This is a genomic window from Pseudomonas sp. JZ134, from assembly GCF_051027695.1.
In the GTDB taxonomy this organism is placed as follows: Bacteria; Pseudomonadota; Gammaproteobacteria; order Pseudomonadales; family Pseudomonadaceae; genus Chryseomonas; species Chryseomonas luteola.
This window is the reverse complement of the sequence record NZ_CP069251.1, coordinates 709297-726034: the sequence shown is the minus strand read 5'-3', so window position 1 is coordinate 726034 and position 16738 is coordinate 709297. Positions and strand designations below refer to the sequence as shown.

At 53.8% G+C, this 16738-nt stretch carries 10 protein-coding genes; 4 read left to right on the top strand and 6 right to left on the bottom strand.

Translation table 11 applies throughout. From position 1 onward, the window contains the following. Window positions 1–194 precede the first annotated feature (194 nt). On the bottom strand, window positions 195–887 hold the full coding sequence (locus tag JQR86_RS22700; RefSeq protein ID WP_434155155.1) for an HD domain-containing protein: 693 nt from the start codon (window positions 885–887) through the stop codon (window positions 195–197). Between the two features lie 119 nt (window positions 888–1006). Between JQR86_RS22700 and JQR86_RS22695 the strand changes: the two genes are divergently transcribed. Beyond that, on the top strand, window positions 1007–1963 hold the full coding sequence (locus JQR86_RS22695; RefSeq protein ID WP_434155153.1) for a GlxA family transcriptional regulator: 957 nt from the start codon (window positions 1007–1009) through the stop codon (window positions 1961–1963). 28 nt (window positions 1964–1991) lie between these two features. On the opposite strand, the gene pbpC is transcribed toward JQR86_RS22695, so the two are convergent. The 4 genes from pbpC to JQR86_RS22675 form a co-directional block, all read right to left on the bottom strand. Beyond that, window positions 1992–4322 carry a peptidoglycan glycosyltransferase PbpC gene (gene pbpC / locus JQR86_RS22690; RefSeq protein ID WP_434155152.1) on the bottom strand — a complete coding sequence of 777 codons (2331 nt, stop codon included), beginning with the start codon at window positions 4320–4322 and terminating at the stop codon, window positions 1992–1994. Between the two features lie 27 nt (window positions 4323–4349). Beyond that, the gene (locus JQR86_RS22685; RefSeq protein WP_434155151.1) at window positions 4350–9299 is read right to left on the bottom strand and encodes an alpha-2-macroglobulin family protein; all 4950 of its coding nucleotides are present in this window, start codon (window positions 9297–9299) and stop codon (window positions 4350–4352) included. Window positions 9300–9597: 298 nt separating this feature from the next. Beyond that, on the bottom strand, window positions 9598–9987 hold the full coding sequence (locus JQR86_RS22680) for a VOC family protein (RefSeq protein WP_312272538.1): 390 nt from the start codon (window positions 9985–9987) through the stop codon (window positions 9598–9600). Beyond that, window positions 9984–10778 (bottom strand): DeoR/GlpR family DNA-binding transcription regulator, encoded by a 795-nt coding sequence (locus tag JQR86_RS22675; protein ID WP_312272537.1) that lies wholly within the window; start codon window positions 10776–10778, stop codon window positions 9984–9986. The genes JQR86_RS22680 and JQR86_RS22675 overlap by 4 nt, the downstream gene beginning before the upstream one ends. A gap of 589 nt (window positions 10779–11367) precedes the next feature. On the opposite strand from JQR86_RS22675, the gene JQR86_RS22670 reads away from it, so the two are divergent. Beyond that, complete coding sequence (locus JQR86_RS22670) at window positions 11368–12576, top strand: SGNH/GDSL hydrolase family protein (protein ID WP_434155150.1); 1209 nt, start codon at window positions 11368–11370, stop codon at window positions 12574–12576. A 569-nt stretch (window positions 12577–13145) separates the two neighbouring features. On the opposite strand, the gene JQR86_RS22665 is transcribed toward JQR86_RS22670, so the two are convergent. Beyond that, a complete protein-coding gene (locus JQR86_RS22665) occupies window positions 13146–13475 on the bottom strand; it encodes a DHCW motif cupin fold protein (protein ID WP_019364622.1) in 330 nt (109 codons plus the stop codon). Window positions 13476–13760: 285 nt separating this feature from the next. On the opposite strand from JQR86_RS22665, the gene JQR86_RS22660 reads away from it, so the two are divergent. Continuing rightward, entirely contained in the window at window positions 13761–14921 is a 1161-nt protein-coding gene (locus tag JQR86_RS22660) for a hypothetical protein (protein WP_434155148.1), read from the top strand. 380 nt (window positions 14922–15301) lie between these two features. Continuing rightward, window positions 15302–16372 carry a hypothetical protein gene (locus tag JQR86_RS22655; RefSeq protein ID WP_434155146.1) on the top strand — a complete coding sequence of 357 codons (1071 nt, stop codon included), beginning with the start codon at window positions 15302–15304 and terminating at the stop codon, window positions 16370–16372. The last annotated feature ends 366 nt before the right edge of the window (window positions 16373–16738 follow it).

Below are 16738 nucleotides of genomic sequence, written 5' to 3'. Positions count from 1 at the left end.
AACGTAAAGACTTTGCAGTAGAAGGGATTTCATCGTCCCCAAAAGCGATGTGGTACGGATAAGATCCTTCAAAAGCTGAGCGGAAGAAGCCGTGTGGCATTCCTGCCGACGTGCTCATGCGCCTAGTTGGTGGCCGCGTGAACATGAGGGTTATAGGTATGGATTTCAGAAAAGGCTGTTGAGGACTCAATCGATCAGACCGAGATGAAACCAGCCTGGCTGGTTTCATCTCCAGGCGTCACACTAACTGGCCCATTGAGAGAGTTTCGAATGACGCTGCAGAAATTCAGGGGAGCGAATTGAGGGTCTTTGTCAGCGATAACATCTGCCTTGACATTGCCGAACGTAGTCTGAGGTTTGTGTTTTATTCCCTCGTAAAAGGCCTGAATAATCTCTTCCTTGAAACGATTGCCTCGAGGATGGGCATTGACGATTGCTTGTCGTTGCTCATCGCTGTATTCCGGGTAGGTTAGCCCTAGCACGTCCATCTCTACGCCTGCCGTGACCAGGGCAATCAGCGGATGCATGTGCTGGGGAATGCCCGGCGTGGTATGCAGTGCAATCGAGGCCCAGACGGTATCGATATCCTGTTGGTTTATCCCGTGGCTTGCCAGAAATGTCCTGGCCGCGTTGGCACCGTCTACCTCAAAGCGCTCGCAGGCGCTGCTGTGCTGATGCGTCAGGCCCATGTCATGGAACATGCAGCCGCAATACAAAAGCTCCGCATCGTATGTTAAGCCGCGCTTTTGCCCGGCCAGCGCCGCGAAGTAATAGACCCGGCTGGAATGGTGAAAGAGGAGGGGAGATGCGGTATCTCGAACAATCTCAGTAATTTCCCGAGTCAATGCAGTATCGGGGATGTTAACGCCATCAATATTAATACTCATGCAAACTCTCCGGCAAAGGGTGGAAAACAAAGTTTCACCCGTTGTCGGCATGTCCTCAATTGCAGTATTGCGTTAAATCCTGCCATTATCCGTCTGAGACAGACGTGTAGAGGATTTCAATGACCAGACTTGTCGCCATCCTGGCACTTCCCGGTGTGCAGCTGCTCGATGTAGCAGGTCCTCTGGACGTTTTCGCACAGGCTAACCTTGATTCAGGTACCCCCTCTTACCTGTGCAGAGTAATTGGGCTTGAGTCAGGTCCCGTCCAAAGTTCGTCAGGTGCACGTCTGTACGCAGACGGCGTTGTCAATGAACAGCCGGAGCGCTATGACACTGTTCTTGTCGCAGGGGCGCCGCACATCTCCAACCTCAAACCAGACCCGATCACTCAGGCGTGGATACGCGGTGCAGCAAAGCGTGCGCGGCGCTTTGGTTCTGTCTGTACAGGTGCATTTGTTTTGGCTCACAGTGGCTTGCTCGATGGGCGTCGTGTCACTACTCATTGGGCTTGCGCACCCGCGCTGGCACAGGCATATCCCAGCGTCCAGGTCGAAGAGGATGCTATGTATATTCGAGACGGTAAATTGAGAACATCAGCAGGGGTGACGGCAGGTCTCGATCTTGCCCTGGCACTGGTAGAAGAAGACTTGGGCCGGGACATTGCAAGACAGGTGGCTTCTCAGCTGGTTATGTATTTCAAGCGACCCGGAGGGCAGCTCCAGTTCAGCCGGCATGGACAGTCCAGTGTTGGCGGTCGGTCTGTTCTGCAGGAAACACAACGGTGGGCCATGGCGAACCTGTCGTCACCGTTGTCAGTCGACGCGTTAGCGGCTCATGCAGGTATGAGTCCCCGACATTTTGCGCGATTGTTTTCAGCTGAAATCGGTGAAACGCCTGCGGTATGGGTAGAGCGTGCGCGCATAAGCGCCGCTCGTTTGCTTTTGGAAGAGCAGGGCGATGTGCCCAAGCAAGTCGCTACCAAGGTCGGCTTTGCCAGCACCGATACGTTGCGCCGAGCCTTCATGAAACACGTGGGCATTACTCCAGCCGAATACCGTAAACGCTTTCATGCATGAGGGGCTTAATGCATAAGACATAAAGCCGCTACCGCACTACAGTTACATTCACATGCTCGGTCTGCCCGGAATCATCCAGTACGCTGATCTCGTAAGCTCCCGGCCTGGGAAACGTGTAACTCAATTGTTCCGATTGCTCTGCCACCGGTTCGCCGTTGACGAACCACCAGCGTGAACCTTCACCACCCTGCGCGGTTACAGTGACGGATACGAGGTCGGATTGTCCGGCAGGCGCTTGTAATCGTGCACCATCACGTAGCCCAGTAATTTGTAATGGACTGGCTGCAATGCCAAGGGTAGGCGCACAGTTCGAATCGACTGATGGCAGACGGGACGTACGGCGCTCGCGCGCGGCCAGCCAAGGTTCGAGGGACGCAGGCCAAGCCAGGAAACGTACCGGACGTGCGCCAGAACATGAGGGTGCCACCTGCTTGCCTGCCTCGTTGACCCAATAAGTCTCATCCAGGCCTTGACCCAAGGGCTGGTCAGGAGCTTGCATTGTGGGAGGCGTCTGTTTGTCCAGCGTGAAAGCCCAACGTCGGACTCGACAGTTTTCATCATCGGCCGGAAGCGGTTGTCCCCCAGGCCAACAGATGGATTCCACCCCGACGCTTGCTGGTCTGGTCTGTATGGGGGAGAGACGTCCTCGCTGAGTATCCCGATTGAGCAATATATCGTTGACCTGAAAGAGCAGCGGGGCGGCTGAAGCAAGGCCAAACTGACCTGCTACCGGCGTGCCGTCAGGGCGGCCGATCCAGACGCCAACCACATAACCTGGCGTAATGCCGATCGACCACGCATCCCGAAAACCATAGCTGGTTCCCGTCTTGTAAGCCAGCGCTGGAGGCAGTTGGGCTTCATCCAGGAGGGGATCTGAGCGGTCGGCCAGCATACGCCGAACGATCCAGGCAGCACCGGGCGACATCAACCGTCTTTCCATCACAGGCTCTTCTGGACGAAACCGCAGGCGGGCTACCTTTCCCTCGCGCGCGAAGGCGCTATAGCCGCTGACCAGGTCTTCCAGTCGCGCGCCGACACCGCCCAGTATCAATGAGAGATTGGGCTCAGCGCCTCGAGGATAAAAGAGCGGGACGCCTGCACTACACAGTTCACCGGAAAACCGCTTGGAGCCATAGGCCTCGAGCAATTGCACCGCAGGGAGATTGAGCGACCGATGTAACGCCTCGCTTGCAGCGACAGGGCCACTGAAGCCTGAAGAGAAATTCCCGGGCCGGTAATCGCCAAAGCGTCGAGGGACATCTTGCAGCAAGGATTCCGAGTGGATCAGACCTGCGTCCAGCGCCTGGGCATACAGGAAGGGCTTGAGCGTGGAGCCGGGTGATCGTATGGCTGATACCATGTCGACATGGCCAAACCGACGATCATCCGTGATATCGACAGAGCCCAGGTATGCCTTTACCGCCATGCTCCCGGTATCAACCACAATAATTGCAGCTGAAGTGCGCTCCGGTAGACGGGCCCGCCAATCAAGGAGCAGCGATTCGAGGCGCCGTTGCAAGGCAATGTCGATGGTCGTGTGGATCGCTGGCGACTCTCCTGTCGTATTCAGCCGACGAGCCAGCAGCGGTGCCTGGTCAGGCGATTGCCGGGGCGCCAGCCAAACAGGTTCTTCCATTGCCTCTTTTACCGCCTTGGCAGGCCATACCCCTTCGCTGTCCAGTCGGGCGAGCACCTTGTCTCGCGCCGCCTGTGCCCGTTCGGAAAAGCGATCAGGCCTCAAACGACTGGGCGCTTGTGGCAATACCGCAAGTAGTGCCGCTTCGGCACGAGTAAGGCTCACAGGTGACTTGCCAAGATAAGTCCAGCTGGCGGCGGCAACCCCTTCCAATGTGCCGCCGAAAGGGGCGCGATTGAGGTACAGCGTGAGGATTTCCCGTTTGGACAGATGCCACTCAAGCTGAGCGGTCCGAAACAGCTGGCGAAGTTTTCCCGTCAGAGTCCGCGGGTGTGGATCGAGCAAACGGGCAACCTGCATGGATAGCGTGCTACCTCCCGAGACGACCCGTCCGCTTGAGAGATTCAGCCAGGCGGCACGTGCGAGCGCAGCCGGATTGATGCCGGGGTGCTGATAGAACCAGCGGTCTTCATACGCCAGTAACGCGTCGAGGTAGTAGGGCGAAACGGTATCTGGCGTAGCGGGATAGCGCCAGATACCTTGCCCATCGGCGAACCGGTAGAGCGGCTCGCCGTCTTCGGCCAGAATGACATGGGCAAGCCCATCGTCAGGAACAGGTAGCGGCCAAAGCTGGTCAGCCAGCCATAACATTGCAGCAAGCACTGAAAAAAGGCTCAGCGCGAGACGAGACCAGTACTTTGCGGCGTGCAGGCCTTTTTTCATGGCTACACAACTCGGGAGGTCTGCCGCTTAACGCGGCAGAACAACCAGTTGATCAGGGGTAGCACCCAGCGCTTGCCAGGCAGGGCGATACATGGACTCCACCTGGGGTGGCGGCACGAGGTAGCGTCCTGGTGTAACGGCCCGCGCCAGGTATACCAGATGCGTGGTGCCATAGCCGTTGACATCTACGGCAGCAACATAACGATCATCCCGGTACTCCTGATGCTTGAGCGTACCGTTCTGCATCGCCTTTACCCATTCACGAACGTTGCTGCCGGCGTCTTCCAGGCTGGCTGCGCTTTGTGCCAAGTTCTGGTTTTCCAGCTCAAGTCCTGCCGGTAGCAGGTCGACCACCAGCGCATCGGGTACACGTTGATGAGCCCGTACGGCAAGGTGCACAAGCACAAGTTCGCCACTATGGAGTTGAGACAGGTTGACCGGACGGCCATCCATCCCCAGATAGCTGCGCTCAATGCTCAGGTTTTCGCTGGTAGGCGCCGGCGCCTGCATCCCATAACCCGTCACAGTCAGGTGTTGATACACCACTGCATCACCCGTGTTGCGTACCGAAAGCGGTGTATTGAGCTCGGCACCATCGATGTGCTGCGTTACGTCGCGGTTATCGGCCAGTTCGCGCGGGGCTCCCGCCAGGGTCAATTCGACTTTCCAGGGCTGGGCCGGTTTACTCATGATCGAACGACCGGCGAGAAACAGCCAGTTTCGCTCTTGCGTCGACAGCCACCGATGGGTAGACAATTCTTCCGCCAGCGCGAATAGGCGCTGGGTACGTTGGTTTTCCGCCAAGTCATTTTCTTCGAGCAGTGCCAGAATCTGCGCCTCGTCACGCAAGACGCTACCGTAGTCATGGAACCAGGCCTTTGAGGCACGAACCTGTGCAAGTCCGGCCGTCAGCGCTTGCATTGCCCGGTCATTATCACCCATGCGCTGCAGGGCAATGGCAAGATGGACCAAGGGCAGGCCGGACGCTGCAGCCTCACGGCGATCAAACAGGCTACGCAGTGCGCCAAGCGGTGCCTGTTTGCTGCGTGCCAGTACATAAGCCGCATAGGCCTGAACGGCAAAGCGGTCATGTGTGGCGTTTTCGCTATACCCTACATCGATCTGATTAGGATCTTGCAGATAGCGCAGCAACCGTTGTGTTGCCTTGTTCAGAGACTCGGCGGGTACAGCAAAGCCTCGCTCCCGGGCCCGTAGCAGGAAGTCAGTGACATACGCTGTCAGCCAGTACTCTTCTGAGCTCTCCGCGCTCCAGAGACCGAAGCCGCCCGAGTATCGCTGCATTCCCAGCAACCGATCGATTCCCACCTCGATCTTGCGGCGGCGATCGCTCTCCTGCTCACCCCGAATGCCGAGGCGCTTGAGTGACTCGGCGTCCGCATAAAGGGAGGGGTAAAGCCCACTGGTGGTCTGTTCGAGACAGCCGTATGGGTAGGCCTCAAGTGCCTTGATATGCTCGGCCAGATTAAGCGGCGGCTGGCTTGATACTGCCAGCATCGCTTCCCGAGTTTCCGGAGCATAGGCTTCGAGTACCGATGCCGGTAAGCTCCAGGAGGGTGTGCTGGCGTCCAGCGCGACAGAGAATTGGTCACGGCGTGCCGGATAGGCCGGGCGAACACCTAGCGTCCAGTCGCGGGACAGCGATGAGCTACCCTCTGGCATCACCAATCCCGTGATCCGAACGGTAACCTTGCCTGTCCCGTAACCCCCAAGCGCTTTTACCGGTACCTTGAGTGTTACGCGTTGTCCTTCTTTCAGGGCAAGGGGCTTATCAACGGTTTCCTGCAGCGCCAGACGTCCTGAAACCTCGGTTTTGACTACTAGCTGCTGAGCGCGTCCGGAAAGGTTTGTCACGTCCAGAGCCAATGTCGTTTCGTCGCCGCTTGCAAGGAAGCGAGGCGCAGCCAACTCAGCTACCAGAGGTGCCGCAACAGTAACCTTGCTTTCACCCGCCCCGAACCGGTCTTCTGTCCAGACCTGAGCCATGACGCGCAGCTCACCGTTGAAATCTTCAACCGGCAGGCTTACCTCGGCATTACCCTCTGCATCGAAGGTTACTGCCTGACTTTGCTCAGAAAGAATTTTTACCTTGGTAGGGGGCCGCTTGCCCCCGGCCGACAGGTCAGCGTCACCACCAAAAGCCAGGGCTGCCAGGCGGCCACGGCCTGCCTCGATCAGCTGGCCATACACATCGAACTGATCGGCCGTGTAGGCCTTACGGCCAAAGAAGGCCGAGAAGGGGTCCGGTGTGGTATATCGAGTGATGCTCAAAACACCGGTATCGACAGCCGACACCAGAACGTGCGCCTGTTGAGGAATCGACCCATCGGCGTTGCGTGCCTGCAGGCGGACCTTTAGCGGCTGGCCTGGCTCCATGCGTGCAGGGGTGTTTACCGTCAGGTTCAGGCGACGGGCCTCACGGTCCAGCGGAAGATGCAGTAAGCCTACCGCACGCTTGGGGGTAACGCCTGTCTTGGCTTCACCTGGGCGTATAACCAGTGCCGTGACATACAGATCATGACGAGACCAGTCCTTGGCGACGGGCACATCAAACGTCTTGCCGCCTTCCGGCACTTCGATAGGCTGCCACCAGAGCGGGCCCTCGGCGGACTCCACGAGCAGATAACCATTACCTGCTGTGGGAGGCGTGACAGTGATGCGAGCCTGATCGCCCGCGGGGTAGGCTGGACGGTCGAGCGAAAGCTTAACCTGGTCAGGCCGTACGCTTCCGTTGTCGGTGTTGTCCTGCCACCGATAGCCTGCCCAGAACCGAACACTGCTTATCAGGTTCGTCTCCGGGTCTTCCACTTCAACCCGGTAAGGACCCCATTCCACAGGAAAACTGACCTTCGCTGAACCGTTTGCCGCAATATCGATCGTCTCTTCAGACATGATGATGGCTTTTTCGTTGTAACGACTACTCCAGCCTTCATCATCAGAAAAACCCCAGTAATAGTCCCTTCGTTCACGGACCAAACGGACCCGTAGCTGGCTGGCCTGTAGTTTCTTACCCTGCGCGTTGGCCATAACGATCTCAAAGCCCGCCTGGCTATCTGCATCGACCTCGCCGTCATTGAATAGAGGGCGAATTCCGGGAAGGTGTTGAGCGGGCCAGACCGGTTGGACAAGACGACGTGTCACCGGTCTGCCGCCTGACTCCTGCAGGCTGGACTGCAAAATCAACTGCAGGGGCGAGCGCGCTTCGCTCCAACGGGTATCCTGGGAAAGAAGTCCGCGTCCTTTGGTATCCAGCGTCAGGTCATCCAGGTCAAGGTCCTGGCTGAGGTCGGCCTCGGTAATGGAGCCGAATTGATAACCCGGCAGGGTTGCCGCGGCTTCGCGAAGTGGTCTGACATACAGCTGGCTGGAGAGGGTATTGCCATTCGCGGGTGCTCCGTACAGGTAGCGGCCGGTCACGTTGACTTCAAATGGTTCATCGGGAGCCAGCGGCGCGTCTTCACCCTTGAGCTCAAGCGCCATGCGCTCTGGAAGGAAATCTTCGACGGAAAACTCATACAGTTGAGGCGTAGCCCCGTCTACCTGCATGACCAGTTGCCAGCGGCCGGTGGGCGCTTCTTCGCCCAGTTGCAGTTCATATTGGTAAAGACCATTTGCATCAGGCTTCCAGACGAAGCGACGGCTCGTCTGGTTATCCGGCCGACGAACCTCGACCGGGACTGGGTGTGGTGGCAGCGCATGTCCGTCTCCGTCGCGCAATAGGGCATTCAGCAACACGGTCTCACCGGGTCGATACAGGTCACGAGGGCCAAATACAAAGAACTGCTGCGGTTGTTGTCTTGGGCCATCGATCTTGTATTCAGCCAGATCCAATGCGGGGTTATCCAGTCGCAGTAGGCTGGTTTGCCCATCATGCTGAGCCAGCAGCACGCGTGCGTTACCGTTGACGGTAAGCTGCGCATGTCCTTGGGCATCGGTCTGGGTTTCAGCCAGAACTGCACTGTCTTTATCCAGTACCCGAATGGCAATCTTGCCCAGTGGCTGTCCGCCGCTTAGAGCCTGAGTGAAGATATCGATCCGATCCCGATAGCGATGGGCCGACAGGCCGATATCGCTCAACGTCAGCAGCGTAGTCGACTGTTGATAGTCGTATTTGCCGGCCTGTTGCATCACGGCCAAATAAACGCCGCTTTCCTTGAGGGGCTCTATTCCAGTCAGGGGCAGCAGTACGGTTTCCCGGGTATTCAACTTGGGTGACAGGTTGAATCGGCCGGTATAGACCAGCTCTGCCATTGGCAGTATTTCGCTCGACTCCCAATACCCCATTGTGGCTCGATTACCCCACCTGGCAAGGAAGGCTGGCAGCGCATCGGGCTTGATGCGAAAAAAGTCGACATTGATTTTATCGACGTTCAGGGCAATGACCGGAAGCCCCTCGGCCAGTCGTGTTGGCAGGAGTGAGCCACGACTGGCGAAGCCAACGCTTGGGGTAATGTTTCGCGTGTTGAGTGAGGTGGTGTAAGGGGCATTCAGCGCGTTGTCATTGATGGCTTTTAGGCCCGCATCAATGGTCAGAGTAAGCTCACGCTTGGGCTGCAAATGGCGCAGCCGAAGCTCCATCTGGTTATCCGACAGTTCCCAGGCGCCATCAACCGGGCCGGCGGTCTTGTCTGTCAGATGAAGGTACTGATGAAATGCCTGTTCGCGTTGCAAGGGGACTGAAAACGTAACCGACAATGTGCTGGCACCGTCCAGCTGAATCTCAGAGGCGTCAACCACAGTCAATGCTCGGCCAGCGTATCGCTCGGCTGTCTGGGCAATGTCCTGAGTTTTTGATACCGGTGCCGATTCGGCTGTTTTAGCATCAATAGTCGCAGACGCAGGCGATCCGGATGATTCAGGCGCGGTCTTGGATGTAGATCCCGTTGGCGCATCCTGAGAGGCGTCGCAGGCGGCAAGCAGGCACAGAATCGCGCTGAGTAATATCCCTTTGAGGCGCATGTTAGTTCCATTAACAGGTCGGGGCGCGGATCATACTCCGACTGACCCTGGCAGGAATATGGTTTGCGCGCCAAGGCTTAACTATTTTTATTTTTGCTTTTCAAAGGATGGTTGTTAGTTGATACGTGCCACTGTGTAAAGCATCGAGGCTACCCGGTGTGAGATATCTGAGGTGCTTAGGTTCTTGAGAGGGCCTCTGAAAATCGGCCTCGCTGTCTGAAGAAACGAGGCCGAATGCGTAAGCCACAAGCTAGCGGTATTGTTGATATTCAGCAGCGCGGCCAAGAAGATCAAACGATCAGGCCGTTATTTCGATTAGATTGCCATCGGGATCCCGGATTACCGCTTCGAAGAAGCCATCGCCCGTCCAGCGTGGCGCGGATACTAGCGCCTGTTCGCCGTCCATATGCTCAGCAAGTTTCCTGACGGCGTCTTCCGATCCCAGCGAGATGGCGATATGGGCCCAGCCTGCTACAGGTGTGTCTGAAGAGATGGTGGCTTGGTTCAGTCTCGGATGCGTCATCAGTTCGATAGTCGGTCCGTCCTCTAGAGTGACGAAGCGAGAAATGAAGCCTTTGTTGGTCTGGCTGTGGTAAGGCTGACCGATGCGGGCGCTAAACGTCTGATGCCAGAAATCGGCGGCCCGCTCAAGATCAAGTGTCCATAGGGCAACGTGTGCAATCTTCATAGCGCCTCCTCAGTGTGTACGGTCTGTACCGAGCAGCCTGATTTTCGAAATGCCTTCAGGCGCGGCTCGACCTGGTTGTTTGTTTCAATCACCAAATGATCGATCGCCTCGCTGGGAATCACCTGATAGGGCGCCAGGGTGTCGAATTTATCGGCAGACAGGGTAATAACCGTGGCGTTGGCCGCGTTCACTAGGGCGCGCTTGAGCTCCGCTTCCTCGTAGTTGAATGCCGTCACGCCCGTTTCAAAACTGAGCGCGCAGGCTCCCATGAAGTAAATGTCTGCGTGAATAGCCTGAATTTCCCTCAGTGCTTTTGCCCCCAGACTGCCACCAGCTTTTGAGTCGAGGCGGCCCCCAATCAGGATCGTCTCTACCCCAGGCTTGCTCAGTAGTGCTTCGCCAATAGCGGGCGCGTTGGTGATGACTGTGAGGTTGGCCTGTGAAGGAAGGGCCAATGCAATTGCCCGGTTGGTTGAGCCTGCATCCAGAAAAATCGTCTGGTCTGGACTGACCAATGCTGCCGCTGCTTCGGCCAGCACCGAGAGGATAGGTGTGCTGTTTTGAATACGTTTATTTAACGGGCCGGGGTCAGGGGCAACAGACAAAGCGCCCCCATATACTCGACGGCATAGTCCTCTTTGAGCCAGTTCGCGTAGATCTCTGCGAATCGAGTCTTCAGAAACGCTCATTTCCTTTGCCAGATCCGCTGCGATGACCCGCCCTTGAGAATCCAGGCGCTGGAGAATCACGGACTGACGTTCATGAGGAAGAATATCTTTAAGAATAGGCATGATCGTGTACTCAGTTGATCTATTGATCATGCATAAAGATGCATAAACATGCAATAAATAGTTCTTAAGTCAGAATTTATGCACGATTTAGCGTGTTTTGCTGGCGTGAGTGGACCTGTTTGAGCAATGCCTTAAATCAGGTGTCGCTCCACTAAGGTATTCCTTAAAGCAGTATCCTATTTGTCCTACTGCATAAGTCCTTGTCTCAGCACTAAGTTAAAGGAGAACACAAAGGTATAAATGTATATTGATGTTAGAATGTTGCTAAAAAAGGTAATATAGCAGTATCTGCCTGATTGCTTTATGCGCATGTTTGTTTTCTGCCACCGCCAAGATTACCCCTGTACCTCAGCGGATTAATTATTTATGCCGCATGAGCTGCCTGCTTCAGGTAAACCGACGCTAATTTATTGAAATAGCACTACTTTATTGAACAAGCGCAGCCGCGTTTTTGGACAGGAGCGGGTTTAGCGTCTAGCGTTGGTCGGGTTTATAGAAAAGCAGGAAACGAAACGTGGTTGAATTCCATACTAAAAATAACGCTAATATTTTTGCAGCCGCTCACAGGAAATCCCTAAAACGGTGGTCAATGTCCACCCTGGCGGCAGCGCTTCTGATGGCGGGTAATTATTCGCTGGCGGCTCAGCCGCAAAGTCCTCATTGGGTTGGAAGCTGGGCCGCGGCTCCGCAAGCCAACGGTGCTTCTGCCGGCTCGAAAGAGACTGTCGTCAGGGTGAACAATCAGACGATACGCCAGATCGTTCATACCTCTATTGGAGGCTATAAGTTTCGAGTTCGCTTATCCAATGCCTTGGGCAAAACTCCGCTGGTGATTGGCGAGGCCCGAGTTGCATTGAGTGCTGGTAAGAACACCATTAACCCCGATACAGACCGGCCCTTGACGTTTGGAGGAATATCCTCGACGACAATCCCGCCTGGAGCGGTGATGTACAGCGACCCTGTAGACATGCGGTTCTCTTCACAAGCCGATCTGGCTATCAGCCTTTATCTACCAGAGCAGACCGAAACTAAAACCGTACATACGTTGGGCAAGCAGACCAACTATATTTCTACCTCCGGCAACCATACGAAAGCGCGCGCGTTACAAACAAAGTCGACCAGCACTTCATGGTACTTCCTAACGGGTGTGGATATTCTGACCCATAAGGACACCACAGCTGTTGTCGCATTTGGCGACTCGATTACAGATGGTCTTAATGCCGCGGTAGATACAAACAACCGTTGGACTGACTATCTGGCTCGCCGCCTGCTGAACCGGTCCGATATCAATACCAAGGGTGTTCTTAATCTCGGCATTAGCGGCAACCGCATCCTGCACGAGCAGGTGGGGCCAAGCGCACTGTCACGCTTCGATCGAGATGTCATCGCGCAGCCTGGCGTTACGCATCTGATATTACTCGAAGGCATCAACGACATTGGCTATTCGGATTTGCCCGGTTCTCGGGAAAAGGTAAGCGCCAAGCAGATCATTGCAGGTTACAAGCAGCTGATTACCCGTGCGAAAACCCATGGTCTAAAGGTAATTGGTGCCACGCTTCTACCGTATGAAGGGGGCAGCTATTACACCCGGCAGGGCGAGGCCAAGCGTCAGGAAGTAAACAAGTGGATTCGTGAAAGCGGGGCCTATGATGCGGTTATCGATTTTGACAAAACCATGCGTGACCCGAAAAGACCGACCCGATTGAACCCCTTGTTCGACTCGGGCGACCATATTCACCCCAACGAGACTGGCTTCCTTGCAATGGCTAATGCCGTCAACCTGGATTGGCTCAAGTAACAGGGGTGTATAGCAAGAGGCCTTTCACAAAGGCTTCTTGCTTGCAGGCAGCTATGGGGACCTGTCATTTCCAGACCATTACTTGAGGGGGATATTAAATGCGTCATCCGTTCTGTCGATAGCTTACAGCTTCAGTTATGTCTTTATCGCTATCAATACTTGAAGTGCCTTTTAATGGTCACTTCTTATTGTTCTGGTACTGGTTATACAGATTGGTATTCACATCTTAATTATTGAGCACTAGATGCTCTGGCAGTTTTTGCTATCTGTACGAAAAGCATGATGTAAAAGGCTGCGATGCACCAACTCAATTAGTCGTGAAGGACAGCAGGTGCAATTTTTGAGAGCGATTGACGGCTAGATTATTAGCGCTAGCTCCAAGGCAGGAGTAGGTAACTGCTTAGCATATCAAGTGTAGTGGTTAGGTGTTGCAAATAAGCGATGTAGTCGTTAAGTCAGTCTGCCATTTATTGCTACACCTGGACGATAGCCAGCAGCTGTTACTGCTCGGGTACACCCTAATGATGAATAGCTATCGTCCTGGCTTCGTTACATCTTATGAGCATTCATCAGTCGACCACGAAGAGCTTTGCTCCGCTAGCCGTGTAAGAGCGGTGTGCCTCAGCATTATCTGCGACCTGATAGCTCATGCCTGGCTTAAGAGTGAATTGACGACCATCGTCAAGCTCAGTCTGTAGTTCACCTTCAAGACAAAACAGTATGTGACCTTTCGAGCACCAATGGTCTGCTAGGTAGCCAGCACTATACTCAACCATTCGTACTCGGATGGAACCATAGGTTTGGGTACGCCAGTAAGCCGAGCCGGTTTCGCCAGGATGGGTTGTCGGCTCAATCGTAGACCAGTCAGTTGTTCCAAAAGGTATGTTGGCAATTTGCATGAGTTTTGTCTCAGCTGGTCCCAGGAAGAGGATGACGTTACAGCACCTAAGGCGAGTAATCGTAATCTAGCTAGTCCAATCAACCAATAACGGATGCTAGCCAGTTAAAGATCTGTAGTCGCTGGGGTATGCCTCAGCGACTACACGTAATGACCATGCATCACCGCCCGTTAGTCGAATGGGTATTCATCCATTTGCTGACCTGATAAGGCTGGTCTATAGATTTCTAGCTTCGTCTTTCGACTTAGCGAATCGAAATCTTTGGTCTCACAAGGAAAGTACCTCATGTTTATGCTAAAGCCTCTGGCACTAGCTGTCCTTTTCGCTATCTCGGGTACCACACTAGCTGCTAGCCACACCGCAACCCAGACACAGAATGGAAATAACAATGAAGTCACGCTCGAACAGAGCGGGGAAGGCAATACGGCAACACAGACCCAGACGGGTGATGCACATCGGTCTGCCGTTGTGCAGAGCGGGAACAATAATTCCGTAGAAACTCTTCAGGAGGGCTATGGCAGTGAGGTCAATGTTAATCAAAGCGGTAATGGGAATTTTGCCTCTATCTATCAGCATCCCGATTATATCGAGCCGCAAGCAGGCCACACTGCATCAGTAGCTCAATTAGGGGACAGCAATGCTGTAAAGCTTGAGCAGCAAGGGAGTTTTTACACTAATAACGCTACGCTATATCAGGAAGGAAACAACAATACCTATGATATTCATCAGGGAAGCGTATATGGCGGCAATATTCTGACTGCTACTACAACGGGTAATAATAATCAGTTGACGGTTTCTCAGACCGACTACGTAACCGCGCAGGTAGAGCAGACGGGCGACGGCAACCAGATAACTCTGGGGCAGAGCTTTGGGGGAGCGGGTGGAGCAGATTCCACTATCAGTCAAAATGGCAACAATAACTTGGCTGATGTAAATAATGGTGGAGGCCGTTACGGGCAGAACAGTGTCGCCCTTTATCAAGAGGGCGATGCTAACTCGGCTTCAGTTAGCCAGGGAGGTCTTAACTCCGCAAACCTCAGTCAGCAAGGCAACGGCAATAATGCAGTTGTTTCGCAAGGGATAGGTGGCCAGCTTTATGGGCGTTCCGTCGGTAATAACAACGCTGTCGATATAGATCACCGTGGCGAAGGCTCAACCGTTGCATATGCTCAGGAAGGTGACAGCAACCTGCTCTCTATCGATCAGGCTGACAGTAATAATTATGCCGATGTTAACCAGTTTGGCAGCGCTAACGAGATTACTCTGTTACAAAGCGACCATCTTACATTTGACCCAGCAGGTCATTCCGCCACGGTCAGACAAAACGGTGAGGGTAACAGAGTTAGCATCAGTCAAACTCAGGAATACAACCCAGGCGGCCAAGGAAATACGACTGTTGTTACGCAAGCGGGTATGGGCAATTTAGTCTCTCTTACTCAACGGTAACACATCTAAGCTGATGCCACATAAGTGGCATCAGCTTTACAGCATGTATGAGCCGCCGCTATCGGCTCAGCCATAGATCTTTATCAGTTCCTCTATTTTCTAAGAACCTACCTTGTGGTTCGTTGGCAATGATTTTTTATAGGGTCATTAGGGTATACCCAGCGACTACACTTAGAACTTAGATTCTGCCGTTATAGTCTTTGGCCGCGATGGAGGTGAAGGAGCCATTGAATCAAGGCAGTATAGGCCTTTATGTATGAGCAACGCATAAGGGGCTACCAGCGCACCACGACTTGGCGCTTCTTTCAGAAATGGTCTATAGCTTTTTAGCTTTGTCTCGTACTTAGCTAACTCCCTATGGCCTCACAAGGAAAGTTGTCATGTTCAAGCTCAAACCTCTCGCCTTTATCGTTCTGGTTTCACTGGGTGGTACTGCAGTCGCAGCTAATAACAGTGCTACGCAACTACAGGATGGGAACAACAACGAGGTAACACTCGATCAGCGTGGTGAGAACAATAAAGCTACTCAGAATCAGACGGGCGACAATAACCGATCAGCTGTCCTTCAGGACGGTAACGCAAACGTTGCCGAGACCATTCAGCAAGGGTTTAACAATTCCATAGACCTCAGCCAGACCGGTAGCGGTAATACGGCCTCTGTCTATCAACAGGGTGGGGAGTACGACGATCAAAGCGCTACTGTTACGCAGCTCGGCGAAGCGAATACATTAACGTTGAGCCAGGACAGTTATCATCACGCCACGCTATATCAGGAAGGTAATAACAACATCTATAACATTGAGCAACGCGATGCTCTTACAGGCGGTAACCTGGAAGCGCGTACGGTTGGTAACAATAACCAGCTGACTGTTCAGCAAGGCTCAGCAGTAGATGCCCAGCTCTTTCAAACTGGCGACGACAATGTACTTGTTGTTAACCAGGGCGGCGGTTACATGCCAGGGTCGGTCTATGTCTCTCAGGACGGCGATCAAAATGCTGCCACTGTTAACCAGGGAGGCACTAGCCGAGATGCGGCTGGATTTACATCACTGTCGCAAGAAGGCAATGCCAACACAGCGACCATCTATCATGGTAGTGGATCAAGCAGTACAAGCTTTGCCCAGCAGGGCAACAATAACGAGCTGAGTATTTACCAAGGGGCTCGTGCTGTTAGGGCTAGTGGTCATTCTATTGGAGATGACAACGTAGTAGATATAGCTCAGTCTGGTGATGCCTCAAGTGCGGATATTGTTCAGGAGGGTGGCGGCAATTTAGGGCGGATACACCAAGAAGAGCTAGCCTGGAACAGCCAAGCTAGTATTGCCCAAATCGGTTTTTCCAATGAAGCTGCAGTTTCCCAGCGTTGGTCTATTGCTTCTTTTAGAGCAGATAACGTAGCTACTGTAATGCAAAACGGTACAGGTAATACTGCTTCCGTTATTCAGCAGTAACACGATAAACTGATGCCACTCATGTGGCATCAGTTTTGTAACTTGTACACGCCGGTTATAAGAACAAGTCAAATATAGTTTGTTTGTTAGACGTCTGTTTCCTCAATGCTTGATACTAACGCCATTATTTATAATGGTTTTTCCGGTGCAGGCATTAAGGTATACCCTATGAGAACGCCGACCTATTTACAGCTAAAGGATTGATCTAATTAATTAGTAGAAACGGCTAAGCTATCTTTACCGTTACGCTGGTAAATAAACTGTTCTTAAGTCTATTGCTCTTCTCTAATAACTAGGACTTAATCGTTCACAAAGATAGCAATGGCCGACTCCATCGGCTTCAACCCAAATGGCTCCTACGGGGGC